Annotated in this window: 25 protein-coding genes; 2 read left to right on the forward strand and 23 right to left on the reverse strand. The window is 74.5% G+C overall.

Annotated features, from left to right (window positions below):
- From PSU4_RS25415 to PSU4_RS25425, 3 genes are all read right to left on the reverse strand, one after another.
- On the reverse strand, positions 1 to 904 hold a 904-nt coding region (locus PSU4_RS25415), incomplete at its 3' end, for an acetamidase/formamidase family protein (RefSeq protein WP_147113552.1).
- 68 nt (positions 905 to 972) lie between these two features.
- Positions 973 to 1,257 (reverse strand): FmdB family zinc ribbon protein, encoded by a 285-nt coding sequence (locus PSU4_RS25420; RefSeq protein ID WP_147113555.1) that lies wholly within the window; start codon positions 1,255 to 1,257, stop codon positions 973 to 975.
- A gap of 96 nt (positions 1,258 to 1,353) precedes the next feature.
- The gene (locus PSU4_RS25425; protein ID WP_147113558.1) at positions 1,354 to 2,439 is read right to left on the reverse strand and encodes a substrate-binding domain-containing protein; all 1,086 of its coding nucleotides are present in this window, start codon (positions 2,437 to 2,439) and stop codon (positions 1,354 to 1,356) included.
- A 244-nt stretch (positions 2,440 to 2,683) separates the two neighbouring features.
- Between PSU4_RS25425 and PSU4_RS25430 the strand changes: the two genes are divergently transcribed.
- Positions 2,684 to 3,112 (forward strand): MarR family winged helix-turn-helix transcriptional regulator, encoded by a 429-nt coding sequence (locus tag PSU4_RS25430; protein WP_147113561.1) that lies wholly within the window; start codon positions 2,684 to 2,686, stop codon positions 3,110 to 3,112.
- Between the two features lie 28 nt (positions 3,113 to 3,140).
- Here PSU4_RS25430 and der read toward each other — a convergent pair whose 3' ends face one another.
- The 10 genes from der to xerD form a co-directional block, all read right to left on the reverse strand.
- Positions 3,141 to 4,595, reverse strand: a complete 1,455-nt coding sequence (gene der, locus PSU4_RS25435) for a ribosome biogenesis GTPase Der (RefSeq protein WP_246115332.1) — start codon at positions 4,593 to 4,595, stop codon at positions 3,141 to 3,143.
- A complete protein-coding gene (locus PSU4_RS25440; protein WP_147113564.1) occupies positions 4,592 to 5,245 on the reverse strand; it encodes a lysophospholipid acyltransferase family protein in 654 nt (217 codons plus the stop codon). Before PSU4_RS25440 ends, der begins: the two co-directional genes overlap by 4 nt.
- Positions 5,242 to 5,916, reverse strand: coding sequence for a (d)CMP kinase (gene cmk / locus PSU4_RS25445; protein ID WP_147113612.1), 675 nt, complete (start codon positions 5,914 to 5,916; stop codon positions 5,242 to 5,244). Before cmk ends, PSU4_RS25440 begins: the two co-directional genes overlap by 4 nt.
- A gap of 189 nt (positions 5,917 to 6,105) precedes the next feature.
- Positions 6,106 to 6,468, reverse strand: a complete 363-nt coding sequence (gene aroH, locus PSU4_RS25450) for a chorismate mutase (RefSeq protein WP_147113567.1) — start codon at positions 6,466 to 6,468, stop codon at positions 6,106 to 6,108.
- A 36-nt stretch (positions 6,469 to 6,504) separates the two neighbouring features.
- Positions 6,505 to 7,263: a pseudouridine synthase gene (locus tag PSU4_RS25455; RefSeq protein WP_147113570.1), complete on the reverse strand. Its 759-nt coding sequence runs from the start codon at positions 7,261 to 7,263 to the stop codon at positions 6,505 to 6,507.
- 52 nt (positions 7,264 to 7,315) lie between these two features.
- Positions 7,316 to 8,050, reverse strand: a complete 735-nt coding sequence (scpB, locus tag PSU4_RS25460; protein WP_147113615.1) for an SMC-Scp complex subunit ScpB — start codon at positions 8,048 to 8,050, stop codon at positions 7,316 to 7,318.
- Entirely contained in the window at positions 7,972 to 8,829 is an 858-nt protein-coding gene (locus PSU4_RS25465; RefSeq protein WP_147113573.1) for a segregation and condensation protein A, read from the reverse strand. Before PSU4_RS25465 ends, scpB begins: the two co-directional genes overlap by 79 nt.
- Positions 8,826 to 9,779, reverse strand: a complete 954-nt coding sequence (locus PSU4_RS25470) for a ParA family protein (RefSeq protein ID WP_147113576.1) — start codon at positions 9,777 to 9,779, stop codon at positions 8,826 to 8,828. Before PSU4_RS25470 ends, PSU4_RS25465 begins: the two co-directional genes overlap by 4 nt.
- A gap of 164 nt (positions 9,780 to 9,943) precedes the next feature.
- Entirely contained in the window at positions 9,944 to 10,666 is a 723-nt protein-coding gene (locus tag PSU4_RS25475) for a DUF4097 family beta strand repeat-containing protein (protein ID WP_147113579.1), read from the reverse strand.
- A gap of 30 nt (positions 10,667 to 10,696) precedes the next feature.
- Positions 10,697 to 11,620, reverse strand: a complete 924-nt coding sequence (gene xerD / locus PSU4_RS25480; protein ID WP_147113582.1) for a site-specific tyrosine recombinase XerD — start codon at positions 11,618 to 11,620, stop codon at positions 10,697 to 10,699.
- 84 nt (positions 11,621 to 11,704) lie between these two features.
- Here xerD and PSU4_RS25485 point away from each other — a divergent pair, with 84 nt between their 5' ends.
- Positions 11,705 to 12,700: an LLM class F420-dependent oxidoreductase gene (locus PSU4_RS25485; protein WP_147113585.1), complete on the forward strand. Its 996-nt coding sequence runs from the start codon at positions 11,705 to 11,707 to the stop codon at positions 12,698 to 12,700.
- Positions 12,701 to 12,737: 37 nt separating this feature from the next.
- Here PSU4_RS25485 and PSU4_RS25490 read toward each other — a convergent pair whose 3' ends face one another.
- The 10 genes from PSU4_RS25490 to PSU4_RS31565 all read right to left on the reverse strand — a co-directional run bounded on the left by PSU4_RS25490 (position 12,738) and on the right by PSU4_RS31565 (position 25,424).
- Positions 12,738 to 13,370 (reverse strand): NUDIX domain-containing protein, encoded by a 633-nt coding sequence (locus tag PSU4_RS25490; protein ID WP_281290736.1) that lies wholly within the window; start codon positions 13,368 to 13,370, stop codon positions 12,738 to 12,740.
- Positions 13,367 to 15,094, reverse strand: a complete 1,728-nt coding sequence (gene pyrG, locus PSU4_RS25495; RefSeq protein WP_147113587.1) for a CTP synthase — start codon at positions 15,092 to 15,094, stop codon at positions 13,367 to 13,369. Before pyrG ends, PSU4_RS25490 begins: the two co-directional genes overlap by 4 nt.
- An 86-nt stretch (positions 15,095 to 15,180) precedes the next feature.
- On the reverse strand, positions 15,181 to 16,101 hold the full coding sequence (locus PSU4_RS25500; protein WP_147113590.1) for a copper transporter: 921 nt from the start codon (positions 16,099 to 16,101) through the stop codon (positions 15,181 to 15,183).
- Positions 16,098 to 17,282 (reverse strand): putative cytokinetic ring protein SteA, encoded by a 1,185-nt coding sequence (gene steA, locus PSU4_RS25505; protein WP_147113594.1) that lies wholly within the window; start codon positions 17,280 to 17,282, stop codon positions 16,098 to 16,100. The genes PSU4_RS25500 and steA overlap by 4 nt, the downstream gene beginning before the upstream one ends.
- 177 nt (positions 17,283 to 17,459) lie before the next feature.
- Entirely contained in the window at positions 17,460 to 19,247 is a 1,788-nt protein-coding gene (recN, locus tag PSU4_RS25510) for a DNA repair protein RecN (RefSeq protein WP_147113597.1), read from the reverse strand.
- Positions 19,248 to 19,339: 92 nt separating this feature from the next.
- A complete protein-coding gene (locus PSU4_RS25515) occupies positions 19,340 to 20,293 on the reverse strand; it encodes an NAD kinase (RefSeq protein ID WP_147113600.1) in 954 nt (317 codons plus the stop codon).
- A complete protein-coding gene (locus tag PSU4_RS25520; protein ID WP_147113621.1) occupies positions 20,290 to 21,090 on the reverse strand; it encodes a TlyA family RNA methyltransferase in 801 nt (266 codons plus the stop codon). Before PSU4_RS25520 ends, PSU4_RS25515 begins: the two co-directional genes overlap by 4 nt.
- Before the next feature lie 5 nt (positions 21,091 to 21,095).
- On the reverse strand, positions 21,096 to 21,368 hold the full coding sequence (locus PSU4_RS25525; RefSeq protein ID WP_147113603.1) for a hypothetical protein: 273 nt from the start codon (positions 21,366 to 21,368) through the stop codon (positions 21,096 to 21,098).
- A 109-nt stretch (positions 21,369 to 21,477) separates the two neighbouring features.
- Entirely contained in the window at positions 21,478 to 22,527 is a 1,050-nt protein-coding gene (locus PSU4_RS25530) for an HAD hydrolase-like protein (protein WP_147113606.1), read from the reverse strand.
- Positions 22,524 to 25,424 carry a tetratricopeptide repeat protein gene (locus tag PSU4_RS31565; protein ID WP_186817180.1) on the reverse strand — a complete coding sequence of 967 codons (2,901 nt, stop codon included), beginning with the start codon at positions 25,422 to 25,424 and terminating at the stop codon, positions 22,524 to 22,526. The genes PSU4_RS25530 and PSU4_RS31565 overlap by 4 nt, the downstream gene beginning before the upstream one ends.
- Between the last annotated feature and the right edge of the window lie 178 nt (positions 25,425 to 25,602).

Consider the following 25,602-nt stretch of genomic DNA (forward strand, 5'->3'; position numbering starts at 1 on the left):
GGATCGGGTTGGTGGTGACGCCGTAGGTCTCCATGCCGCCCTTGATGAGGTCGACGTGGAAGTCGATGAATCCACCCATCTCGATGGCGCCGCAGAAGGTGATTTCGCCGTCGCCCTGGGAGAAGTGCAGGTCGCCGCCGGAGAAGAGCGCTCCGGGGACGTGCACGGGGTAGAAGACGCGGCTGCCGCGGGTGAAGTTCTTGATGTCGTGGTTGCCGCCGTTCTCACGGGGCGGGACGGTGCGGGCGCCGTCGCGGCCGATGCCGGCGAGGACGTCGCCGGAGGCGGTGCCGCCGAGGACGGACTCCTCCAGCGGCGGGAGCGCCAGCGGTGGGACGCGGTCGGGGTCGGTGGCGATGAGGGCGCGCTCGCGGGTGTTCCACCGGGCCAGCAGTTCGGGCGAGGGTGCGGTGCCGAACAGGCCGGGGTGGGTGATGCCGGTGAACTTCACGCCGGGGATGTGCCGGGAGGTGCAGGCCTGGCCGGAGAAGTCCCAGATCGCCTTGTAGGCGTCGGGGAAGTGTTCGGTGAGGAACCCGCCGCCGTTGGCCTTGGAGAAGATGCCGGTGTAGCCCCAGCCCTGGCCGGGTGCGTCGCCGACCTCCTGCGGTACCGGGCCGAGGTCGAGGATGTCGACGACGAGCAGGTCGCCGGGTTCGGCTCCTTCGATGGCGATGGGCCCGGAGAGCATGTGGGCGCCGGAGAGGTCGACGTCGCGGACGTCGTTGGCGGAGTCGTTGTTGCCGATCTGGCCGTCGGTCCATTCGCGGCACTCGATGCGGATCGAGGAGCCGGGCCGGACGGTGGCGGCGGGTGGGATGTCGGGGTGCCAGCGGTTGTGGCCGGGTACGGCCTGATCGCGCATGGACCGGGCCTGGTCGACGGTGAACACGACGTCGGGCATGAGCACACCTCACTCGGTCGGAACGGGTCGTTCTTCTGGCGAGCAGGAGCCCGGGGCCGCTTGCAGTGCTAGGGCCGCGGGAGCTTGGCGTGGCGCGGGTCGCGGGTGACGGGGGTGGCCCTGCGGGAGCGGCCGGGGACGGCGCCGACGACGTCGGGCCGGTCGGCGCTGCGTTCGCCGGCGTCGAGGGCGCGGCGCAGCCCGTCGTCGAGTCCGCGCAGGGCGGGTGCGCCGAAGACGCGGCGGCCGTCGCGCCCGCAGCCGGGGCAGTCGGCTGCGGCGGCGGCGTCGGCCATGCGGCGGACGAGGTCGAAGGGGCCGCAGACGGGGCAGCGGTACGTGTAGGTGGGCACAGGGCCTCCCGGGCTACCGAGCGGGCTACCGAGAATTACTGTCCTCAGAAACTATTCACCTGGGAAGTTCTGGTCAAGCGGGCGCCTCCGAGAGCGTCACACAGGAGCGTCGGACAGCCGGGCGACGACGTCGAACCCGAGACCGTCGGCCTGCGCCAGGTGCACGCTCTGCAACAGGTGGTTGCCCGCGAGCCGCACGACCCCGCGCGGGCTGTCGTAGACCAGGGACCGCCCGGCGTGCTCGAGCGCGTCCGTCGAGAGCTCCCCCGCCCCGTCGACGAGCCTGCCCAGCAGCACGAGCCCCTCGTAGCAGGACTCCCCGAGCGAGTTCAGGGCAGGCGCCTGACCGCCGAACCGGTCGGCGTAGCGCAGCGAGAAGTCCAGCCCCGACGCCGTCGGCAGCGCCTCGAAGAACCCGGCGGAGGCGTAGAGGTCGTGGGTGGCGTCGACCCCCGACCCCAGCAGCATGTTCTCCTCCATCAACGGGCTCAGCCGCGTGAGGTGCCCGTCGAGACCCGCGTCGGCGAACGCGCGGTTGAACCGCACCGCGTCGGACCCGACGAGGAACATCAGCACGCCGCGGGCGCCGCTGCGGTCGATACGGCGCAGCACGGGCGCGAAGTCCTCGGTGCCCAGCGGCACGAACATCTCGTCGACGATCGCCACGTCGGGCATCGTGCGGGCGTAGCCGCGGGCCGCCGACGCCGACACCCGCGGCCACACGTAGTCGTCGCCGACGACGCACCAGGTGCGGATGGAGCGCTCGCGGACCATCCAGTCGAGGGCGGGCCGGACCTGGCGGTCGGGCGTCTCGCCGGCGAGGAAGACCCCGGGCGTACGTTCCCCGCCCTCGTAGAGCGGGGTGTAGACGTAGGGCACCCGGCCCAACACGACCGGCGCGATCTCCTGGCGGACCGCCGAGATGTGCCAGCCGGTCACGGCGTGTACGAGCCCCGCGTCGACGAGGGCCCCGACCTCGGCGGCGACCTCACCGGGCGGGCGACCACCGTCGACGACGCGCAGCCGCACCTCCCGGCCGAGCAGGCCGCCGGATGCGTTGATCTCCTCGACGGCGAGGATGCCGCAGGCCTCGCAGGAGGGGCCGAAGATGCCCGCGGGGCCGCTGCGCGGGACGACGAACGCGACGTCGAGCGGTGGCCGGCGACGGACGTGTGCGACCACCGCGCCCACCTCCGATCGACCCCGCCCGCGGCCGAGGCGACCGCACGGCCGCGTTCCCGACCTCGACGCACAGCGTTCTCCCGGATGGCCCCGGACGCCAGACCTCCGTGGCCGGAATTCGCCGGAACCCGCGATGCTTCCCAACGAAAGTGTTTACGATGACACAGATCATCGACGTGATCGACACCGTCGCCGGACCGGGACACGCACCTCCCCGCTCCGGTGTGCGCGAGGGGAGCCCCCGATGACGACACCGGACGTGCACGACACACTCGCGTTCGGCCGGCTGCTGCACCGGCTGGAGCGGGCCGTCTCCCGGCGCATCGGGTCCGCGCTCGACGGCGAGGCGTCGCTGGACCAGTGGCGCGTGCTCGCGCTGCTCTCCGACGGCGCGGGACACCCGATGACCGAGATCGCCACGCACGTCGCGGTCCCCGCCCCGACACTGACGAAGATCGTCGACCGCATGGTCGACGCCGGGATGGTCCACCGCCGCGCCGACGACGCCGACCGCCGCCGCGTGCTCGTCCTGCTCACCGACGACGGCCGTGAGCTGCAGCTGCGGCTCGCGGAGGCCGTCGCGCGGGCCGAGCACGAGGTCACCGCCGCGCTGGGCGACGACGCCCCGGCGATGCGGGCGATGCTCGAACGCCTCGCCCACCGCCTCGGCTGAACCCGGCCCCCGCTCCCGCAGGGCGCGGTCAGCGCTTGCGGGACCGCTTCTCGCGCACCCGCACCGACAGCCGCACCGGCGAGCCGGCGAACCCGAACTCCTCACGCAGCCGACGCTCGATGAACCGCCGGTAGCCGGCCTCCAGGAAACCCGTCGTGAACAGCACGAACGTCGGCGGCCGGGTCTGGGCCTGCGTCGCGAACAGCACCTTGGGCTGTTTGCCCCCGCGCACGGGCGGCGGGGTCGCGGCGATGACGTCGGAGAGCCAGCCGTTGAGTCGGCCCGTCGGGATGCGCTGGTCCCACGACGCGAGAGCCGTGCGCAGCGCGGGCGCGATCTTCGCGACGGCCCGGCCGGTGAGCGCCGAGACGTTGACCCGCTCCGCCCACTGCACGCGCACGAGGTCGCGCTCCAGCTCGCGCTTCATCGCGAGCCTGCGGTCCTCGTCGACGAGGTCCCACTTGTTGAACACCAGCACGAGGGCCCGGCCGGACTCCTCGACCATGCCGATGACGCGCTGGTCCTGCTCGGCGATGGGCTCGCTCGCGTCGATCAGCACGACGGCGACCTCGGCGGCGTCGATCGCGGCCTGGGTCCGCAGGCTCGCGTAGAACTCCATGCCGCTCGCGGTCCGGACGCGCTTGCGCAGGCCCGCGGTGTCGACGAACCGCCAGATCTCGCCGTCGAGCTCGACGAGGGAGTCCACGGGGTCGACGGTCGTGCCGGCGACGTCGTGCACGACCGACCGCACCTCCCCCGACACCCGGTTGAGCAGGCTCGACTTGCCGACGTTCGGCTTGCCGACGAGCGCGACCCGGCGGGGCCCGCCGGCGCCCGTGCCGATGTCGTCGCGCGGCGACTCGGGCAGCACCTCGAGGATCTTGTCGAGCAGGTCGCCCGAGCCGCGCCCGTGCAGGCCCGACACCGGGTACGGCTCCCCCAGCCCGAGCCGCCACAGGGCCGCGGTGTCGGAGGTGAGCCGGTCGTCGTCGACCTTGGTGGCGCACAGCATCACCGGCCGGTCGGACCGGCGCAGCACCCGCGCGACGGCCTCGTCGGTGGCGGTGGCCCCGACGGACGCGTCGACGACGAGCATCACCGCGTCGGCCGTGCGCATCGCCATCTCGGCCTGCGCCGCGACGGCGGCCTGCAGGCCGGTCGCGTCGGGCTCCCAGCCGCCGGTGTCGACGAGGGTGAACCGGCGACCGTTCCACAGGGCGTCGTAGGCGATGCGGTCGCGGGTGACACCGGGGATGTCCTGCACGACCGCCTCACGGCGCCCGATGAGCCGGTTGACCAGCGTGGACTTCCCGACGTTGGGCCGGCCGACGACGGCCAGCGTCGGCGCGGGCGGCGCGGCGTCCCCGCCGCCGCCCTCGGCGTCCGACCACTGCTCCTCGTCGGCGGCGACGAAGTCGGCCGGGTCGATCCCCAGCGCGGCCATGGCCGCGCGGTCGCCCCGGTCGGTGCCTGTCTCGTTCACGTGTTGCTCCGTACCTCGTCGAGCTCCGCCACCAGCGCGGCGAGCGAGGCCCTGATCGTCTCCGTGGCCGCCGCCAGCTCGGCGCGGCCCTTCCCGGCCGGCGCCGCCATCGGCTCACCGACCCACAGGTCCACCCGCGGCCGCCACCGTCGCGACGTCCCCGGCGCCCGGTAGGTCCCCCGGCACACCACCGGCAGCACCACCGCACCCGACGCCCGCGCCAGCCATGCCGCGCCCTGCTGTGCGGCGGCGACCTCGCCGCTGCCGCGGGTGCCCTCGGGGAACACCCCGACGAGCCCGCCGCCGCGCAGCACGCCCAGCGCCGCGGTGAGCGGCTTCCGGTCGGCCTCGCCGCGGCGGACGGCCAGCTGGCCGATCCGCGGCAGCACCGCGCCCAACGGGCCGCGGAACATCTCCTGCTTGACCAGGAACACCGAACGGCGCCCCAGTAGTCCGTACAGCAGCGGCCCGTCGACCATCGAGCTGTGGTTGGCGACGAGCACGACCGGCCCGGTGGCCGGCACCCGTTCGAGATGGTGCACGTGCACCCGGAACACGGGCCGGAAGCACCACGTCCCGATCCAGCGCGCGACGTCCGTCAGCCGCGGCGACGCCCCCTCGGGGAGGTCGGGGGCGGCGTGCACGCTCACGTGACGAGTCCGCGCTCCGCCGCCAGCCGGAGCAGCTCGTCGAGGACGGCGTCGACGGACAGCTCGTCGGTGTCGACGAGCAGCGCGTCGTCCGCCTTGTGCAGCGGTGACACGGCGCGGGTCGAGTCGAGCCGGTCGCGGCGGCGCACGTCGGCCAGCGTGACGGCGGCGTCGACGCCGCGGCCCGCCCGGGCGTCCTGGCGTCCCCGGCGCGCGGCCCTGACCTCGTCGGAGGCCGTCAGGTAGACCTTGAGCGGGGCGTCGGGTGCGACGACAGTGCCGATGTCGCGGCCCTCGACGACGATGCCGCCCGGCCCGGCGAGCGCCGCGGCGATGACGGCCTGCTGGGCGGCGACGAGCCGGTCACGCACCCCGGGCAGCGCCGACACCGCGCTCACGAAGGTCGTCACGGGCCCGCCGCGGATCTCGGCGGCGACGTCGTCGCCGTCGAGGTGGATCGTGGGGGCGCCCGGGTCGGTGCCCGACGCGATGCGGGCGGCGTTGGCCGCGGCGACCATGTCGTCGGCCGACGCGCTGTGGTCGAGCCCGGCGCGCAGCACGGCGAGGGTCGCGGCGCGGTAGGTGGCGCCGGTGTCGAGGTAGGCCGCGCCCAGGGCCGCGGCGAGCCGGCGCGACACCGTCGACTTCCCGGTGCCCGACGGGCCGTCCATCGCCACGACACCACGCAGCGTTCCCGGACCGGTCACCGCACCGACTCCTCCTCCGGCCCGCCCTGGGGCTGCGGCCTCACACGCCGCTCGACCGGCCGGGCCCGGCGCATCTCGCGGACCGCAGACCATTGTGCCGTGCGCCTGGTTCGCCCCTGGTAGGGGCCTCGCCCCGGGTGCCTGCTGCGGGTCCTACTGGGGGAGGTCCGTGCGCAGGGCCGCGGCGCCCCGCAGGTACACGTGCCGCAGGTCGGCCCGGGGCCGTGCCGTCTCGACGTGCGCGAGCAGCCGCAGGGTGCGCGGCATCGCGCCCGGCACGGCGATCTCCGAGGCGCACATCAGCGGCACGTCGGTCAGCCCGAGCAGGCGCGCGGCGTAGGCGGGGAACTCCGCCGTCAGGTCCGGCGTCGCCGTGAAGACGATCGAGATGATGTCGTCGGAGCCCAGACCGTTGCGGTCCAGCACCGCCTTCACCAGCTCGGCGGTCCCCTCCAGGATGTCGTCCCGGGTGTCCGCATCGACCTGGATCGCGCCCCGCACCGCACGTACAGCCATGTCGCAGACCCTAGGGCACCCGCCCGGAGCAGCTGATCAGAGACCCACGGCGCGGTAGAGCGCACCCACCTCGGACTGGTTGAGCGGGCGCAGCTTGCCGGGCCGCTGCTCCCCCAGGCGCACGTCGCCGATGCCGGTGCGCACCAGCCGCAGCACCGGGTAGCCCACCTCGTCCATCAGCCGGCGCACGACGTGCTTGCGGCCCTCGTGCAGCACGATCTCGACCATCGACCGCCCGCCGGACCAGTCGACGAGCTTGAACGAGTGCACCTCGACGGGCCCGTCCTCCAGCTCGACCCCGGCGCGCATCCGCTTGCCGAGGTCGCGCGCGACCTGGCCCGCGACCTCCGCCACGTAGGTCTTCTCCACCTCGAACGACGGGTGCATGAGCCGGTGGCCCAGCTCGCCGTCGTTGGTGAGCAGCAGCAGGCCCTCGGTCTCGGCGTCGAGGCGGCCGACGTGGAACAGCCTGCCGGCCTGGTTGAGCAGCTCGGCGCGGTCGGCGATCAGGTCGCCGACGCACTCGCGGCCCCGGTCGTCCGACATCGTCGACAGCATGCCGCGCGGCTTGTTCAGGGCGAGGTACACGAGGTCGTCGCGCAGCACGACCCGGGCGCCGTCGACGTGCACGACGGCGCTGTCGGGATCGACACGGCGCCCCATCTCGCGGACGATCTCGCCGTCGACGCTGACGCGCCCGGCGGCGATCAGCTCCTCGGCCGCCCGTCGGGACGCGATACCGGCCTGGGCCAGCACCTTCTGCAGTCGGACACCGTCGGGACTCTGGGTACTCATCACACTCACGTCTGTTGCTCTGTGATCTGTTCTCGGGGGTTCGGGTCGGGGATCAGGGGTCGTCGATGCCGTCGACGAGGGCGTCGATGCTGTCGATGTCCGGCAGCAGCGGCGCCAGGGGCGGCAGGTCGGTGACGGCGTCGAGGCCGAGCCGTTCGAGGAACAGCTCGGTGGTGCGGAACAGCGTGCCCTGGGTCTGCGGGTCGACCCCGGCCTCCTCGACGAGGCCGCGGGTCAGCAGGGTGCGCAGCACCCCGTCGCAGTTCACGCCGCGCACCGCCGCGACGCGGGCCCGGGTGACGGGCTGGCGGTAGGCGACGATCGCGAGGGTCTCCAGCGCCGCCCGGGTGAGGCGGGCGCGCTGCCCGTCGAGCAGCATCCGTTCGACGAACGGGGCGTGCACGTCGCGGGTGTAGAACCGCCACCCGCCGCCGACGCGGCGCAGGTCGATGCCGCGTCCCGCTGCGGTGTAGGCGGCGGAGAGCCGTTGCAGCGCAACGCGGATCCGGGCGACGGGCTCCCCCAGCGCGGAGGCGAGCACCTCGTCCTCGGTGGGGTCGTCGACGACGAGCAGCAGCGCCTCCAGCGCGGCGTCGAGGTCGGTGTCGGTGTCGAGGGCGGGCAGGCCGTCGGCCCGGGTGGCCTCGTCCGGAGCGGGGTCGACGCCGCCCGGCGCGTCGCCTGCGGTGGTGTCGGGGTGGGACCGGGTCACGTCTCGTCTTCGGGGTCGGGCTGCTCGGGTTCCGGCGTCGGCATGGCCGCGTCGCCGGAACCGTCGGCGATCCAGCGGACCGTCAGCTCGCCGAACGCCTCCGGCTGCTCCAGCCACACGCTCCGCTCACGGTACAGCTCCAGGACCGCGAGGAAGCGGGCGACCACCTCCAACGGCGCCACACAGTCGGCGGTGAGCTCGGCGAACGACGCGACCCCGAGCTCGGCGAGGCGTTCACGCAGCAGCGCCGCGTGCTCGGGCACCGACACCTGTGGCGCGTGCAGGTGGTCGACGCCCACCGTCGGCGGCGGCTTGGGCCGGAACACCGACGCGGCGAGCTCGGCGAACGCGTCCGGGTCGACGCCCAGCAGCACCTCGGGCAGCAGCGCCGAGAACCGCTCCTCCAGCGCCACCGACCGCGGGAACCGCCGCAGCGCCGTCGACTCCAGCTCGACGAACACCGCCGCGACCTGCTTGTAGGCGCGGTACTGCAGCAGCCGGGCGAACAGCAGGTCACGGGCCTCGAGCAGGGCGAGGTCCTCGGTGTCCTCGACGTCGCCGCCGGGCAGCAGGCGCGCCGCCTTCAGATCGAGCAGGGTGGCCGCGACGACCAGGAACTCGGTGGTCTCGTCGAGGTCCATCTCGTCGCCCAGCGCCGTGAGGTGGGCGATGAAGTCGTCGGTGACCCGGTGCAGGGCCATCTCGGTGATGTCGAGCTCGTGCTTGCCGATGAGCTGCAGCAGCAGGTCGAACGGGCCCTCGAAGTTGTCCAGCCGCACCCGGAAGCGGGCGGGACGCCCCGGTTCCGGCGGGTCCGACGGCCCCGGGAGGGAGTCGTTCTCGACCAGCGTCACCGGGCGAGGACCTCGCGGGCCAGCAGCCGGTAGGCCTCGGCGCCGTTGGAGTTGGGCGCCCAGGTCGTGATCGGCTCGCCGGCCACCGTCGTCTCCGGGAACCGGATGGTGCGGTTGATGACGGCGTCGAACACCTTGTCCCCGAACGCCTCCACCACCCGCTGGTGCACCTCGCGGGTGTGCAGGGTGCGCGGGTCGAACATCGTGGCCAGCACGCCGAGCAGCGTCAGGTCCGGGTTGAGCCGGTCGGTGACCTTGTCGATCGTGTCCATCAGCAGCGCGACACCGCGGAGGCTGAAGAACTCGCACGCCAGCGGGATCAGCACCGAGTCGGCGCACGCGAGCGCGTTGATCGTGAGCAGGCCGAGCGAGGGCTGACAGTCGATCAGGACGACGTCGTAGCGGTCGAGGACGCGCTTGAGCGCCCGGCCCAGCGCCTGCTCCCGGCCTACCTCGGTGACGAGCTGGACCTCCGCCGCGGACAGGTCGATGTTGCTGGGCAACAGGTCCATGCCCTCGACGGTCGTCGGCAGGATCACGTCGTCGGCCTCGACGCCGCGTTCCATGAGCAGGTTGTAGATCGTCGTCTCCAGCTGGTGGGGCTGCACGCCGAGGCCCACCGACAGCGCGCCCTGCGGGTCGAAGTCCACGAGCAGCACCCGGCGCCCGTACTCCGCGAGCGCGGCCCCCAGGTTGATAGTCGACGTCGTCTTGCCGACGCCGCCCTTCTGGTTCGCCACGGCGATGACCCGCGCCGGACCGTGCTCGGCCGGCGGCTGCGGGACGGGCGCGCTCAAACGGTGTCTCCCTCCGGCGCGGTCGGACCCGACCGCGCTGTCGTCGGCCACCGCCGCGGAGTCGCCGACGCTGTCGATCTCGACGTCCTCGGCGCCGAAGTCCTCGTCGTCGCCGGGGTCACGCCGGGGTTCGAAGGGCCGCGGTGTGTCCATGCGGGCTCCGGTCTCCTCGTGACGCCCCGAACGGGGTGGTCCTCGCCGCAGGGTAGGAAAACCGTGCGACGTGCGGCAACGCGGCTCGCCGTGCGGGGGCGAGGCGTTCGGTCACGCTACGCCGTCCGGAGCAGCCGGAACGCCCGGGGGTGGCGCCCCGCCGATCACGCGGGCGCGACCGTCACCTCGCCCACGCTGCTGCGTGCCGTGATCCGCGAGGGCGCGCCCGGGTCGGTCGGCACCGTCACCTCGGCCCCACCCACCGACGACTCCGCCGTGACGGCGTAGGGCCCGCCGGGCACCGTCACCGACACCGATCCGGCGCTCGACCGGGCGTCCACGGTGCGCGGTGCGGTGGCGAACGCGAGGTCCACCCCGCCGGCCGAGGTCTCCGCGGTGACCTCGGCGGCGCCCAGCTTCTCCCCGCGAACGTCTCCTGCCTGCGACGACAGGTCCTGGTCGCCGGACAGGCCCGTCACCGTGACGTCGCCGGTCTGCAACCGGGCCCGGACCGCGGCGGCGGCCGGGACCGTCACGACCAGTCCTGCCTCGCACCGGTCGGGCCCGCGCCCGGGGCAGCGCACGGTGAGCGTGAGGGTCGTGCCCTGGACCGTCTCCGTGACGACGGGCTCGCGGTCCCCGGTCCAGCGCAGCGTGCGCTCGACTGTGGCGGAGCCGTCCGCTCCCGCCCGGACCTCCAGGGTTCCGGCGTCGGAGTCGACCTCGACGCGGGACACCGCGACGTCGTGGCGCTGCGTGCTCGTCTCCCCCGGCGCACCGTCGCCGCCCGACCCGCTGCCCGATCCGCTGCCGGTGAACTGGGCGTTCCCGCACCCGGCGATGACCAGCGCGAACAGGACGATCGGCAGCAGACGGCTCCGGCGCATGACCCGGACGGTAACGGAGCAGGCCGGCGGTCAGCCACGGGCGCGCGGGTGCGCGGTCGCGTAGACCTCGCGCAGCGCGTCGACGTTCACATGCGTGTAGACCTGGGTCGTCGCCACCGACGCATGACCCAGGAGCTCTTGCACCACACGGACATCCGCCCCACCGGAGAGCAGGTGCGTCGCGAAGCAGTGCCGCAGCGTGTGCGGCGACACCTCGGTGCGCACGCCCGCCACCTCCGCCGCGCCGCGCAGCACGTGCCAGGCGCTCTGCCGCGACAGCCGCTGCCCACGCGCGTTGAGCAGCAACGCCGGGGTGCCGTGGCTGCGGGCCGCCAGCGCCGGCCGGCCGCGGACGAGCCAGGCGTCGACGGCCGCGAGCGCGGGCCGCCCGACGGGCACGATCCGCTGCTTTCCGCCCTTGCCGCGCAACAGGACCGTCCGTGTCGACGGGTCGAGGTCGTCGACGTCGATTCCCACGGCCTCGGAGATGCGGGCGCCCGTCGAGTACAGCAGCTCCAGCAGCGCCCGGTCGCGCAGCCCCGTCGGGCCCTCGCCGATGCACCCCGCGAGCAGCTGCTCCACCTCGTCGACGCTCAACGTGCGCGGCAGCCGCTTCGCCGCCGCCGGTGGCGTCACCGCACGGGACACGTCGTCGGTGACCAGCCCGTCGCGGGCCGCGAACCGGTGCAGGCCGCGCACCGCGGCGAGCGCCCGGGCCGCCGACGACGCCGCCAGCGGTGCGTCACCGCTGCGCAGGGCCACCACGAACCCGCTGACGTCGGCCTCCCGGGCCGCCGCGAGGTCGTCGACGCCGGTGCCGCGCAGGTACCCGATGTAGCGGCGCAGGTCGTTGCCGTAGGCGCGCAACGTGTTCGGCGAGCTGCCCCGCTCGACGGCCAGGTGCGCCAGGTAGGCGTCCACCGCCGCCTCGAGCCGGTCCGTCGCCACTGCCATCGGCCCATCCTGCCCTGCCCGCCCCGTCCGCCGACGCCACCACGCCGCGCAGCCGAGCCGCGTCCGCGGTCATAGGGTCGGGCCATGTCTGGACTCCGCTTCGGAATGTTCGTGCCCCAGGGCTGGCGCCTCGATCTCGTCGGCATCGACCCCGCCGAGCAGTGGAACGTGATGAAGGGCCTGGCACAGCACGCCGACGCCGGGCCCTGGGAGTCGGTCTGGGTCTACGACCACTTCCACACGACGCCCGTCCCGACCGAGGAGGCCACGCACGAGGCGTGGACGCTGATGTCGGCCTTCGGTGCGGTCACCGAGCGGGTGCGGCTCGGTCAGATGTGCACCTGCATGTCCTACCGCAACCCCGTGTACCTGGCGAAGGTCGCCGCCACCGTCGACGTGGTGTCCGGCGGGCGGGTGGAGATGGGGATCGGCGCGGGCTGGTACGAGCACGAGTGGCGCGCCTACGGCTACGGCTTCCCCGACCCGCCCGAGCGGCTGCGGATGCTCGACGAGGGCGTCCAGATCCTCAGGCAGGCGTGGCGGAACGGGAAGGTCGACCTCGCCGGGCGCCAGTACACCGTCGACGGCGCGCTCGTGTACCCGAAGCCGTTGCAGGAGAACGGAATCCCGCTGTGGATCGCCGGTGGCGGGGAGAAGGTCACCCTCAAGATCGCCGCGAGGTACGCCGACTACACCAACTTCGACGGCACCCCCGAGGGCTTCACCCGCAAGTCCGAGCTGCTCGCCGAGCACTGCAGGGCCGTCGGCACCGACTTCGACGCGATCGTGCGGACGTCGAACTACAACGTCGCCATCGGTGCCGACGAGGCCGAGGTCGCCGACCGGCTCGCCCGGCTTCGCGAGCGGGTCACCCGGATCGCAGGCGAGAAGCAGGCCGCGCGCCAGCTGGCGGCCTTCGAGGGGATGCCCGCGTGCGGGACGCCGGAGCAGATCGTCGAGAACCTGGGCGATCTGCGCAAGCGCGGCTTGCGCTACGGCATCTTCTACTTCCCCGAGGCCGCCTACGACCGCTCGGGCATCGAGCTGTTCGAGCGCGAGGTCGTCCCGGCGCTGAGCTGACCCCGAACCCCGCGCTCGGAGCGGGCGCGCCGCGGCGTCAGTTCCCTGCGCGGTCGGCGAGCCGGGCCGCGAAACGCGTCGGACGGTCCTGCCACGGCGCGTCGACCGGCCGTCCCGCCTTGCCACCCAGGGCGTGCACGGCCAGCACGCCCGCGACGGTCGCGGCGTTGACGATCGTGCCGTCGAGCACCATCGTCAGCGCCTCGGCGAGCGGGACGCGCCGCACCTGGATGTCGGACTCCTCGTCGTCGCCCATGTCGGGGCGACCGACCTCGACGAGACCGCGCGCCAGGTAGACGCGCACCGACTCGTCGGAGAACCCGGGCGACGGCGTGGTGTCGACGAGCACCGACCACCCCCGCGCCTCGAGCCCGGCCTCCTCGGCCAGCTCCCGCCGCGCGGTGACCGCCGGGTCCTCCCCCGCGACGTCGAGCAGGCCCGCGGGCAGCTCCCACAGCCGGCGGCCGACGGCGTGCCGGTACTGCAGGATCAGCACGACGCGGTCCTCGTCGTCGACCGCGGCGATCGCGACGGCACCCGGGTGCTCCATGATCTCCCGGGTCGCGACGCCCCCGCCCGGCATGACGACCCGGTCGGTGCGCAGCGCCATGACGTGGCCGGTGTAGATGTCGGCCGACGACTCGACGGGGAAGCCGTGCCGGTCGGTCACGCCGTCACCGTGTCGTCGTCGGTCTGCTCCGCCGGGTGAACGGGATCGTCGGGTGCGTGCACCTCGACGGGCAGCCGCTCGGCCGCCCGGTAGTCCAGCGCCGCCCGCACGAACGCCGCGAACAGCGGGTGCGGCCGCGTGGGGCGGCTCTTCAGCTCCGGGTGCGCCTGCGTCCCCACGAAGAACGGGTGCTCGTCGGCCGACAGCTCGACGAACTCCACGAGCCCGCCGTCGGGCGAGGTGCCGAACCGCAGGCCCGCCTTGGCGAGCCGGTCGCGGTAGGCGTTGTTGACCTCGAAGCGGTGCCGGTGCCGCTCCGACACCTGCGTGGTCCCGTACGCCCTCGCGACGACACCACCCTCGACCAGCGAGGCCGGGTACGCACCGAGGCGCATCGTGCCGCCCATGTCGCGCTCACCGGCGACGACGTCGACCTGCCCGGCCATCGTGGAGATGACGGGGTGCGGGGTGTCCGGGTCGAACTCGGTGGAGCTGGCGGCGTCGAGGCCCGCGACGTTGCGCGCCGTCTCGATGACCATGCACTGCAGTCCCAGGCACAGGCCCAGCGTCGGGATGCGCCGGGTGCGGGCGTGGCTGATGGCGCCCAGCTTGCCCTCGATCCCGCGGATGCCGAACCCGCCGGGGATCAGGATGGCGTCGACGCCCTCGAGCGCCGTGAAGGCACCCGCCGGCGTCTCGCACTCGTCGGACTGTACCCACACGACCTCGACGCGCGAGCGGTGCGCGAAACCACCGGCGCGCAACGCCTCCGTGACCGACAGGTACGCATCGGGCAGGTCGACGTACTTGCCGACGAGCGCGACCCGCACCGTCTCGCGCGGGTGGTGCACGCGGTCGAGCAGGCCGCCCCACACCGTCCAGTCGACGTCGCGGAACGGCAGCCCGAGTCGGCGCACCACGTAGGCGTCGAGGCCCTCGCGGTGCAGCACCTTCGGGATGTCGTAGATCGACGGCGCGTCCGCGGCGGCGGCGACACCGTCGAGGTCGACGTCGCACATCAGCGAGATCTTGCGTTTCATCCCGTCGGGGATGTCACGGTCGGCGCGCAGCACCAGCGCGTCGGGCTGGATACCGATGTTGCGCAGGGCCGCGACCGAGTGCTGGGTCGGCTTCGTCTTCAGCTCGCCCGACGGCGCCAGGAACGGCACCAGCGACACGTGCAGGAAGAAACAGTTGTCGCGGCCGACCTCGTGGCGGACCTGCCGGGCCGCCTCCAGGAACGGCAGCGACTCGATGTCGCCGACCGTACCGCCGACCTCGGTGATGACGACGTCGGGCACGACACCGTCGGTGTCCGGGTCCGCCATCGCGAGGACGCGGTCCTTGATCTCGTTGGTGATGTGCGGGATGACCTGCACGGTGTCGCCCAGGTACTCGCCGCGGCGCTCCTTGGCGATCACCTCCGAGTACACCTGGCCCGTGGTGACGTTGGCGCGGCCGTGGAGGTTGCGGTCGAGGAACCGCTCGTAGTGCCCGATGTCGAGGTCGGTCTCGGCGCCGTCCTCGGTGACGAACACCTCGCCGTGCTGGAACGGGTTCATCGTCCCGGGATCGACGTTGAGGTAGGGGTCGAGCTTCTGCATCGTGACCCGCAGTCCGCGGGCGGTCAGCAGCTGACCGAGGCTTGAGGCCGTGAGGCCCTTCCCGAGTGAGGACGCGACCCCACCGGTGACGAACAGATGACGCGTGGCGCGAGGCTGCACGGAACTTCAGCCTACCGGGAAGGTCCGGTTCGGTCTCGTCGGCCCCGGCCGCCCGGCGCGTCCACCGATTCGCCCAGGTGGCGGCCTCAGGCCGGGACGCTCGCGTCGGCCTTCGGGCCCGACCCGTACGCGCCGGCCTTGCCGTCGAGCTGCTCGCGCAACGCCAGCACCGCCGCGACCCGCCCGGAACCGGTGTCGACGTCGTCGACGGTCGACAGGCCCGCGGTCGCCGTCCGGTCGGCACGCGCCACGCCCACCGCGCCCGTCGCCGCCGCGGAACCGCTGCGGCCCACCAGCACCGCACCCGCCGCGCCGCGGTCGAGCTCGGTGGCCATCCGGGCCGGCACGGCCGCCGCGTCACCCGCGTCGGGACCGCTGAACGTCGACCCGGTGACGACCATGACGAGGTTCGCGGGCGCCGGCACCGGGCCGGGCGTCACGAAACCGGCCGACGCCAGCCCCGACACCACGGCCTGGATCTGCGCCGGGTCCGCCTGCGGCTTCCCGTCACGAAGCGCGACGACAGAGCTGAGCAGGCCACCGGCCAGGCTCCCCGGGTCCGACGCCGCCGGCAGCTGCGCGCCCGAGGGCAGCAGCCGCGCGGTGAGCTCGCGGAGCTGGTCGGCACGCGCCGGATCGGTGACGGCATCGGTCAGCGCGAGAGTGCCCGTCGCCGTCGCGCCCGCCTGCCCGATGAGCGCGGCGACCGCGTCCCGGTCCGCGGGGGTGGCCCCGATCGTCACCAGCGCCACCGTCTGCCCCGGCAGCAGCCCCTTCACCACCGACGGGCCGATCCGCGCCGCGAACTGGTCGGCCGAGGACTGCGAGGCCAGCAGCGAGTCCCGCTGCGCCGTCAGCTGGTCGACCTGCGAGCCGAGGTCGTCGCGGGTCGTCGACACCGCCGACAGGACCCTGTCCGACAGCCCGCTCGCACCGAGGAACACCCCGACCGCGAGCGCGAGGAAGACCGCGGCGATGGACACCGCGTGGTACCGCAGGGAGATCACCCGAACACGTCCTTGAACCATCCTGCGACGGCCCGCCACGCCTGGGCGAGCACGTCGAGCACGGCGTCCCCGGCCTGGGAGACGACCAGTGCGGCGACGACCGCCACGGCGGCGGCCACGATCATGAGCACGATCGCCCCGGCGGAGATACGGCTGCGGTAGAGCGCCGCGATCACCCGCCCGTCGACGAGGGTGCCGCCCACCTGCAGGCGGGTGAGGAACGTCGAGGCGTTGCTGCCCGACCGGCCACGGTCGAGGAACTCGGCCATGCTGGCACCGAGCCCGACCGTGACAATCATCGCCGCGCCCCGGTGATGGGCCAGCAGCAGCGCGAGGTCCTCCGGGTTCGCGGTGCTCGGGAACGTCACCGCGCTCGCACCGAGGTCCTGCACCCGGTGCAGGCCCGGTGCGTGCCCGTCAGCGTACGCGGGCACGACGACGTCCGCCCCGCACGTCAGCGCCTCCGTCGACACCTCGGCGGGGTCGCCGACGATCAGGTGCGGACGGTGCCCCGCCGAGAGCAGCGCGTCGGCGCCCGCCCCGACCCCGAGCAGTACCGGCTGGTACTCGCGGATGTAGTCCTTGAGCCGCGCCAGCTCCTTGGTGTGGTCGAAACCGGTGCCGACGACGAGCACCTGCCGGTCGGCGAGGTCGACCTCCACCTCGGGCACACCGTGCCCGTCGAGCAGCAGCGACCGCTCCTGGCGCATGAACTCCGTGGTGTTCGCCGCGAACGCCTCGAGCTGGTGGGTCAGCCCCGACTTGGCCTCGACGAGCGCGTCGGCGACCGAGTCGGCGTCCTGCACGTCACCGCGCGCGATCTCGGTGTCGCCCGAGTACAGCACGCCCTCGTGCAGGCGGAGCCTGCTGCCGTCCTTCGCCGCGCGCAGCACCTCCTCGCCGACGCCGTCGACGAGCGTGACGCCGGCGGCGACCAGCACCTCCGGGCCGAGGTTGGGGAACCGCCCCGAGATCGACGGTGACGCGTTCACCACCGCAGCGACCTTCGCGGCGACGAGCGCGTCCGCGGTCGCGCGGTCGATGTCGATCTGGTCGATGACGGCGATCTCGCCCGGCTTCACCCGGCGCAGCAGCGCGTCGGTGCGGCGGTCGACACGGGCGGTCGCGGCGAGCCCTGGCAGCTCGGGTCGCGAGCGGTTCAGCAGGCCGGACAGCTTCATGCACGCACTGTGACATCCGGGACCGATGATGCGGCGCAGGCACGCCGTGCGCGCCCAGCGGTGATCGTCACCCGTTCGGGACGGCGCGACCGTCCGCACCCGCGGCGACGGCACACGCCCGGGTCCCGCGCGGTTCCGCGGGGGCGACGGACCGGACCCCGGCGTCGTCACGCATGGTCAGCGTCTGCGGCGGGCCTTCGGCGCCGCCGTCGCCGACCTCTTGTCGCTCGCCGCCGTGGTCAGCAGCTCCTCGGCGTGGGCGCGGCCCGACGACGTGTCGTCGAGACCGGCGAGCATCCGGGCCAGCTCGACGACGCGCTCGCCCTCGTCGAGGGTGCGTACCGAGCTGCGGGTCACCCCGCCGCTACCGGCCTTGTGCACCACCAGGTGCCGGTCGGCGTAGGCCGCGACCTGGGCCAGGTGCGTGACGACGACGACCTGGTGGCTGCGCGCGAGCCGGGCCAGCCGGCGCCCGATCTCGACACCCGCGCGGCCACCGATGCCGGCGTCGACCTCGTCGAACACCATCGTCGGCACCGGGTCGGCGTCGGCCAGCGCGACCTCGAGGGCCAGCATCACCCGCGACAGCTCACCGCCGGAGGCGCCCTTGTGCAGCGGTTGCGGCGTCGCCCCGGCGTGCGGGGTGAGCCGCAGCTCGACCTCGTCGGTGCCCGACCCGCCCGCGAGCCGCGGAGCACCGTCGACGACGATCGCCTCCCCCGCGTCCACCGCCTCGGGTGCCGCCGCCCGCGGGGCGACCCCGACCGTCAGCGACGCGTCGCGCATCGCGAGGCCGGCCAGCTCGGCGGTGGTCTCCGCGGCGAGCCGGCCCGCCGCCTCGGTGCGGGCCGCGGTCAGCGCGGCGGCATGCCCGGCCAGCTCGGCGGCGAGCTCGTCGCGGCGCGCGGCCAGGGCGGCCAGGGCCTCGTCGGAGGTGTCGAGGTTGTCGAGCCGCGACCGCGCGTCGGCGGCCCACGCGATGACACCGTCGGAGTCGGCGGCGTACTTGCGCGTCAACGACTTCAGCTCGGCCTGCCGCGACAGCACCGTGGCCAGCCGCTCGGGGTCGGCGTCGAGCCGGTCGAGGTAGCCGGTGAGCTCGGCGGCGACGTCGTCGAGGACGGCCAGCGCCTCGCCCAGGCGCGGGTCGAGCGCGGTGAGCTCGGGATCGCCCGCGGCCGCGATCCGGTGCCGGGCCTGCCCCACCAGCCCGACGGCACCGGGCGCGTCCATGGCGTCGGCCGCGTCGTCGGCACCGGCGAGCACCGCCCGCGCCGCCGCCGCGGCCTCCCGCAGGTCGTCCGCCGCGGCGAGGCGCCGGGCCTCCTGCACGAGGTCGCGGTCCTCCCCCGGCTGCGGCGCGACCGCCTCGATCTCGGCGACGCCGTGGCGCAGCATGTCGGCCTCCTGCGCGAGCCTGCGGGCGCCGTCGCGGCGCTCGACCAGCTCCCCCGCGACCTTCAGCCACTCCGCGCGCACCGCCCGGTAGGCCTGCAGCGGGCCCGCGACCGCGTCGCCCGCGTACCGGTCGAGCAGGGCGCGCTGGTCGGCCTGGCGCAACAGACGCAGCTGGTCGTTCTGGCCGTGCACCGCCAGCGACGCCTCGGCGAGGCGGCCCAGCACCCCGATCGGGACCGACCGCCCGCCCAGGTGGGCGCGGGAGCGCCCGTCGGCCGACACGGTGCGGACCGCGATCAGCTCGCCCTCGTCGGACTCCGCGCCGACCTCCTCGGCGAGCGCGAGCGCAGCGGGCCCGGCCACGAACCGGCCCTCGACGACCGCGCGTCCCGCCCCCTCCGACACCCGCGACGCCTCGGCCCGCCCCCCACCCAGCAGGTTCAGCCCCGTGACCACCATCGTCTTGCCCGCGCCCGTCTCGCCGGTGAGCACGGTCAGGCCCGGGTCGAGCTCCAGGGTGGCGTCGTCGATCACGCCGAGGCCCTGGATCCTCATCTCGGCCAGCATGGGCGAAGCGTACGGGCGACCACCGACGCGGCGTGCGCGGCAGTCCACAGGGCGGCGCGTCGCACCCGTGCGGCGCCGCACCTGTGGACAACTCAGTCGTCGTCGCCGCGGTCGTCCCCGGGCAGGCGCGAGCCACGCCAGCCCCGCACTGGAAGGTCGAACTTGCGGACGAGCCGGTCGGCGAACGGGCGCCCGTCGAGGCGCACCATCCGCACCGGCTGCTCCCCCCGGCGCAGCTCCACACGCGCACCCGGGGGCAACGCGATCGTGCGCCGGCCGTCGCAGTCGAGGATCGCCTCCGAGCCGTGCGGGTGGATCTCGACGGCGAGGTCCGAGTCGGGCGCGACGACCATCGGGCGCGCGAACAGCGCGTGCGCGTTGCTCGGCACCAGCAGCAGGGCCTCGACCTGCGGCCACACCACCGGCCCGCCCGCGGAGAACGCGTACGCCGTCGAACCGGTCGGCGTCGCGAACAGCACGCCGTCGCAGCCGAAGCTCGACACCGGCCGCCCGTCGACCTCCAGCGTGACCTCCAGGATCCGCTCGCGGCTCGCCTTCTCGACGCCCACCTCGTTGAGCGCCCACGTGCGGCCCAGCTCGGTTCCGTTCGAGCGGGCGACGGCGTCGATCGTCATGCGTTCCTCGACGTTGTAGTCGCGCGCGATGATCGCGTCGACCGCCGTGTCGAGCGAGTCCTCCTCGGCCTCGGACAGGAACCCGACGTGCCCGAGGTTCACCCCGAGCACCGGGACCCCGCACGTGCGGGCCAGCGCCGCGCCGCGCAGCAACGTGCCGTCGCCACCCAGGACGAGGACGACCTCGCAGCCCGCGGCCTCCCCCGGCTCCTCCGGGACCAGGACCGGTTCGAAGGCCGGCGGCAGGTCGAGCTCGAGCCGGTCGCGCTCGGTGTCGAGCATCCGCAGCCGGATGCCCTCGGCGGCGAACCGTTTGGCCACCGCGGCGGCCGTGCGCCGCGTGGTGGGGCGCCCGGTGTGCATGACCAGCAGCACCTCGCGCGGTGTGCCCGTCGGCGCGGTGCCGGTCACCGGGGACCCTCCTCGACCGCGCGGGCGAGTACCTCGTCGCCCGCGTCCGTTCCGTCCGCACCCCGGTGCAGCCGCAGGAAGTACTCGACGTTGCCCGACGGCCCCGGCAGCGGGCTCGCTGTGGCGTCGACGACGACCAGCCCCAGCTCGCGGGCGGTCGTCGCGACGTCGGTGAGGGTCTCCAGCCGCAGCGCCGGGTCGCGCACGACCCCACCCGAACCCAACCGGGCCTTGCCCACCTCGAACTGGGGTTTGACCATGGGCAGCAACGTCCCGCCCGGCCCGGTGCACGCCACCAGCGCCGGCAGCACCGTGCGCAGCGAGATGAATGACAGGTCGGCGACGGTGAGCGCCGCCGGGCCACCGATGTCGTCGGGGGTGAGCGCGCGGACGTTCGTGCGGTCGTGGACCTGCACGCGGTCGTCGTTGCGCAGCCGCCAGATCAGCTGCCCGTAGCCGACGTCGACCGCGACGACCTGCGCAGCGCCCCGGTCGAGCAGCACATCGGTGAAACCGCCCGTCGACGCGCCCGCGTCCAGGCACCGCAGGCCCGCGACGGGCACGTCGAACGCGTCCAGCGCACCCAGCAGCTTCGACGCGCCGCGCGAGGCCCACTCACGTTCCGTGCTCTGCGCGACCAGCACCGGCGTGTCCCGGTCGATCTGGGTGGCGGGCTTACCCGCGGGCACACCGCGCACGACGACGCGTCCCTGCTCGATCATCTCCGCGGCCTGACCGCGGGAGCGCGCGAGGCCGCGACGCACCATCTCCGCGTCGAGGCGGAACCGGGCTGCCAACGCCGTCACCGCCGCTCGGTGGACGCGCCGGCGGCGGGACTGCCCGCGGCCAGTGCGTCGCCCAGCGCCGTGTGCAGAGCCTCGTAGGCCGCGACGTGCTCGGCGACCGGGTGGTCGGCCACCTCGTCGAGCGCCGCGAGCGCGGCACCGACCGACGCGCGCACCGCGTCGAGTGGCCGGGCCTCGGCCGGGCGGGGGTCGTGCGGCCGGGCCGGGCGTGGATCACCGGGCGGCGGCCCGGGCAGGGGCCTCGGTCGCTCCGGCGACGGGTCTGTCATGTCTGTCTGGCTCCCGGGACGGCAACGGATGCCGTCACGGTAGCCGGTCGGGGACCGCCCCGGACCGTGCGTCCGGCGCGACGGCCCCACGCACGGCGAGGACGTACCGTCAGGCTCCCGCGCCGGCGGGCACACCGTCGGCACCGGTGGTGGCCAGACCGAGCTCGGCCGCCGCGATACCCGCGGCGTCGCCGACGGTGTGGAGCCGGAACGCGCCACCCCCCGCGGCCCAGTGCACCGCGCACAGCGAGCGCAGCGCGTCGAGACCCGGCTCGGGCGAGCCCGCGCCGTCGCCGGACAGGACGAGCCCGCCGTCGCCGATGGCCTCGACGGTCCAGCCCGGGCGGGTGGTCGCCGTCGACAGCTCGTCGGCGTCGCGGGGCAGCGACCGCAGGTCGGCCGCGACGTAGGCCGGCCGCTGCTGCGGGATCGCCGCCAGCACGTCGGCGGGCCGGCTGATGCCCGTCAGGACGTGCAACGTGGGCAGCCCGGCAGTGTGGCCGCCCTGGATGTCGGTGTCGAGACGGTCGCCGACGACGAGCGGGGCCTTCGACCCGGTGCGCTCGACCGCCTGCTGCATCAGCCGCGGGCCGGGCTTGCCCGCGACCTGCGGCTCCAGCCCCGTCGCCACCTTCAGCGCCGTGACCATCGCGCCGTTGCCGGGCAACGGTCCGCGCTCGGTGGGCAGCGTCAGATCGGTGTTGGTGGCGACCCACACCCCGCCGCCGCGCAGCACGACCGACGCCTCGGCCAGGATGCGCCACCCGGTGTCGGGGTCGTGCCCCTGCACGACGGCGACCGCCCCCGGTGCCTCCCGCACGGGCGTGAGGCCGACGAGACCGATCTCCTCGGCCAACGCCTCCGTCCCGACCACCAGCACGTCCGCGCCGGCCGGGACCTGCTCGGCCAACAGCGCCGCGCCGGCCTGCGAGCTCGTCATGACGTCGTCGGTCGTCGCCGGGAAACCGATCTCGGTGAGGTGCGCCGCGACCTCCGCGGGCCGCCGCGACGCGTTGTTGGTGACGTACGCCGTGCGCACCCCCCGGGCCGCCGCGGCGGCGACCGCGTCCACCGCGAACGGGATGGCGTCGTGGCCCGCGTAGAGCGTGCCGTCGAGGTCGGCGAGCAGGACGTCGTGGCGGTCGAGCAGCGAGGTCATCGGGACTCGCCGTCGTGCTGGTCGTCGATCGTCGGTACCGGGTTCACGTCGGTGTCTCCTGTCGTCGCGGCGTCCTCCGCCGCGGGACCGGTCCCGGGGACGGCGGACGTCTCCGTCCCGCCGGCAGGCCTCTCCGGTGAACCCTGCTCGTCGTCTTCGTGGTCGTCCACGTCGCTGTCGTCGCTGTCGTCGCTGTCGTCGTCCGCGACGTTCTCGTCGTTCTCGTCGATCTCGTCGATCTCGGAGACGGCGTCGGTGTCCGTGTCGGCGGCGGTGTCCGTGTCGGCGTTGTCGTTGGCGGCGGCGGCGGCGTGATCATCGCCATCGTCGGCGCCGGCGACACGCCCGGCATCACCCGTTGAGTGGTCGTCGAGGGGGTAGTCCTCCTCGCCGAAGGTGACGTCGTCCTCGGTGCCGAGCTCCTCCCCGGTCAGCTCCGCGATGCGGGCCGCCGCGTCGGTCTCCTCCTCGGCGTCGGCGTCGTGGGCATGGACGAACCACTGCACGGCGTCGGCCTCACGGCCGGCGGCCAGCAGGTTGTCGGCGTAGGCGTAGAACAGCCGGGCACTCCACGGGTCGCGACGCGTCGGGTCGAGATCCGCGATCTGCAGTCCCACGATGGCCGCGTCGAGCTCACCCATGTCGCGACGGGCACCCGCCGCCACGATGGACAGCTCGATCCGGTCGGCCGGGTCGAGGTCGGCGACCTCCGGGCCGCGGGCGAGCTCGAGGGCCCGCTCCGGGCGGCCGAGGGCACGCTCGATGTCGGCCATCACCGCGAGATGGCCGGGTCCGCCGCCCATGCGACGGGCCGCACGCAGCTCGCCGAGCGCCTCGGCCCACTCCCCCGCGTGGTAGGCGACGATGCCCGACGCCTCCCGCACCACCGCGATGCGCGACGCCCGGCGGCGCGCGTAGCGGGCGTGCTCGAGCGCGCGCTGCGGGTCGTCGTCGACCAGCGAGCCCGCCGCCACCAGGTGACGGGCCACCGTCTCGGCAGTGTCGCGCTGCAGCCCGCGCAGGTCGCGACGCACCTCCGAGTCGAGGTCGGACGCGGCGATCTCGTCGGTGAGCGGCGGCGCGGCGACGTGGGTGCGCTCGTCGTCGCGCCCGTCGTCGCGACGGCCGCCCCTACGGTCGTCGCGACGGTCGTCCCTGCCGCGGCCGGGACGGGAGCCGTCACGGTCCCAGGAACCACGGGAGTCACGCCGGTCGCCGTCGCGCCGGGACGAGGCATTGTCGCGACGGAACCCGCCCTCACGCGGACGGTCCTGCCGCGGCCGGAACTCCCGCCGCTCCTCGGCGGCGGGAGCCTCGTCGCGCGCGCCGGTCCCCGACTCCGTGGCCGGTGCTGCGGCGTCGTCCGCCGCCGGCGCCGTCGCAGCGGCGTCCGGGGAGCCGGTCGGGGCCCCTGTCGGCTTCTCGACAGGCTCGGGCGACGTCTCGACCGGCTCGGGCGACCTCTCGACCGGCTCGGGCGACGTCGACGAGGTGCCGGGGTCGCGACGCGCGAAGTCGGCCCCGCCCATGGGGCCGCGGCTCCCGGTGCGGCGGGAAGCGTCGTCGCGACGGGCCGGCCGGTCGTCACGGTCGTCGTAGCGCTTCCAGCCCTCGCCGCCGCCACGGGAACCCCCGCGGTCGTCACGGCGGTCGTCGCGGCGGTCGTCGCGGCGGTCGTCGAAGCGGCCCCTGCTGTTCTGCCGGTCGCGGCTGTCCTGCCGGTCGCGGTAGGCGCCGCCCTGCGGGCGCCGGTCGTCGGAGCGGTCACGACGCTCCCAGCCCCCGCGGCCGCCCTCGTCACGACGCCCACGGTCGTCACGGCTGTCCCGGCGGTCGCCGTAGTCACGGCGGGGACGGTCGTCGCGCCCACGGTCGTCGCGGTACCCGCCGCGGCGGTCGTCGCCACGGCTGTCGCTGCGGTTGTGGTCGCGACGGTCCTGCCACGGACGGTCGCCGCCCCTGTCGTCGCGACGGTCGAAGCGTCGCTCCCCGCCGCGGTCGTCGCGGTAACCGCCCTGCCGCGGTCCACGGGAGTCGCGGTCGTCGCGTCGGGGGCCGCCCCAGCCGCTGCCGCCGCGGCGCTCGCCCGAGCCGCCGTCGCGACGGTCCGGTCCGCGCCGGTCGTCACGCCGGAAGCCACCACGGTCACCACGCCGGTCGTCGCGTTCGGTCCGGTCGGCTCGGTCGTTGCGGTCGGCTCGGTCGGTGCCGCGCCAACCGCCGCCCGACGAGCTGCCCCGGCCGCTGCCGCGGTCGTCGCGACGCCAGCCGCCCTGGGGACGGTCGCCGCGGGGACGGTCGTCCCGCCCACCGTCGCGCTGCGGACGGTCGCGCTGCGGACCGCGGTCGTCGTTGTCGCGCCGGTACCGCGGGCCGTCACCGCGGCCACGGGAGTCACCACCGCGGGAGTCACCACCGCGCGAGTCACCACCGCGGAAATCGCCGCCGCGCGAGTCGCGATCGTCGCGCCGACGGTCCTCCCAACGGCCACGGCCGCCGGCGCCACCGGGACGACCCCGGTCGCCGTCGCGACCCCGTTGTCCCCCTGCGTATCCGCCGGCCCGACCGGAACCGCGGTCGTCGGAACCCCGGCCGCTCCGGTCGTTGGACCAGCCGCCTCGGCGGTCGCCGCGGCCGGCCCGGTCGTTCCCGGACCGGCGGTCGTCGTCGCGCCCACGGGAGTCGCCACGCGGGCGGTCGTCCCGGCGCCCGGCGTCGCCGCCCCGGTCGCGACGGTCGTCGCGACCACCCCAGCCCGACCCGACCCGGTCCTGCCCGCGGCCCCGCGAGGAACCGTCCCGACGATCATTACCCGACGTTCGACCGGAACCTGTCCGGCCGTCGTCCCGACGATCACGCCGCGGACGGTTATCGTCGGAACCATCCGCGATACTCATGCCGTTCAGAATACAATTCGCTGCTGGGCGCTCGTCGCCCGCCATGTCCTGGCAGGCGGCCTGCTCCCCCGCCCGCGCAGCACCTGGCGGCGCCGCCCATGATCAGCGCGGCGAAACGTGCGGGGAGAATCGCCGAACCGCATTTCCCGAGTTCGACATCAAAACAGCCCCGACACCT

It is taken from the genome of Pseudonocardia sulfidoxydans NBRC 16205 (assembly GCF_007989085.1).
In the GTDB taxonomy this organism is placed as follows: Bacteria; Actinomycetota; Actinomycetes; order Mycobacteriales; family Pseudonocardiaceae; genus Pseudonocardia; species Pseudonocardia sulfidoxydans.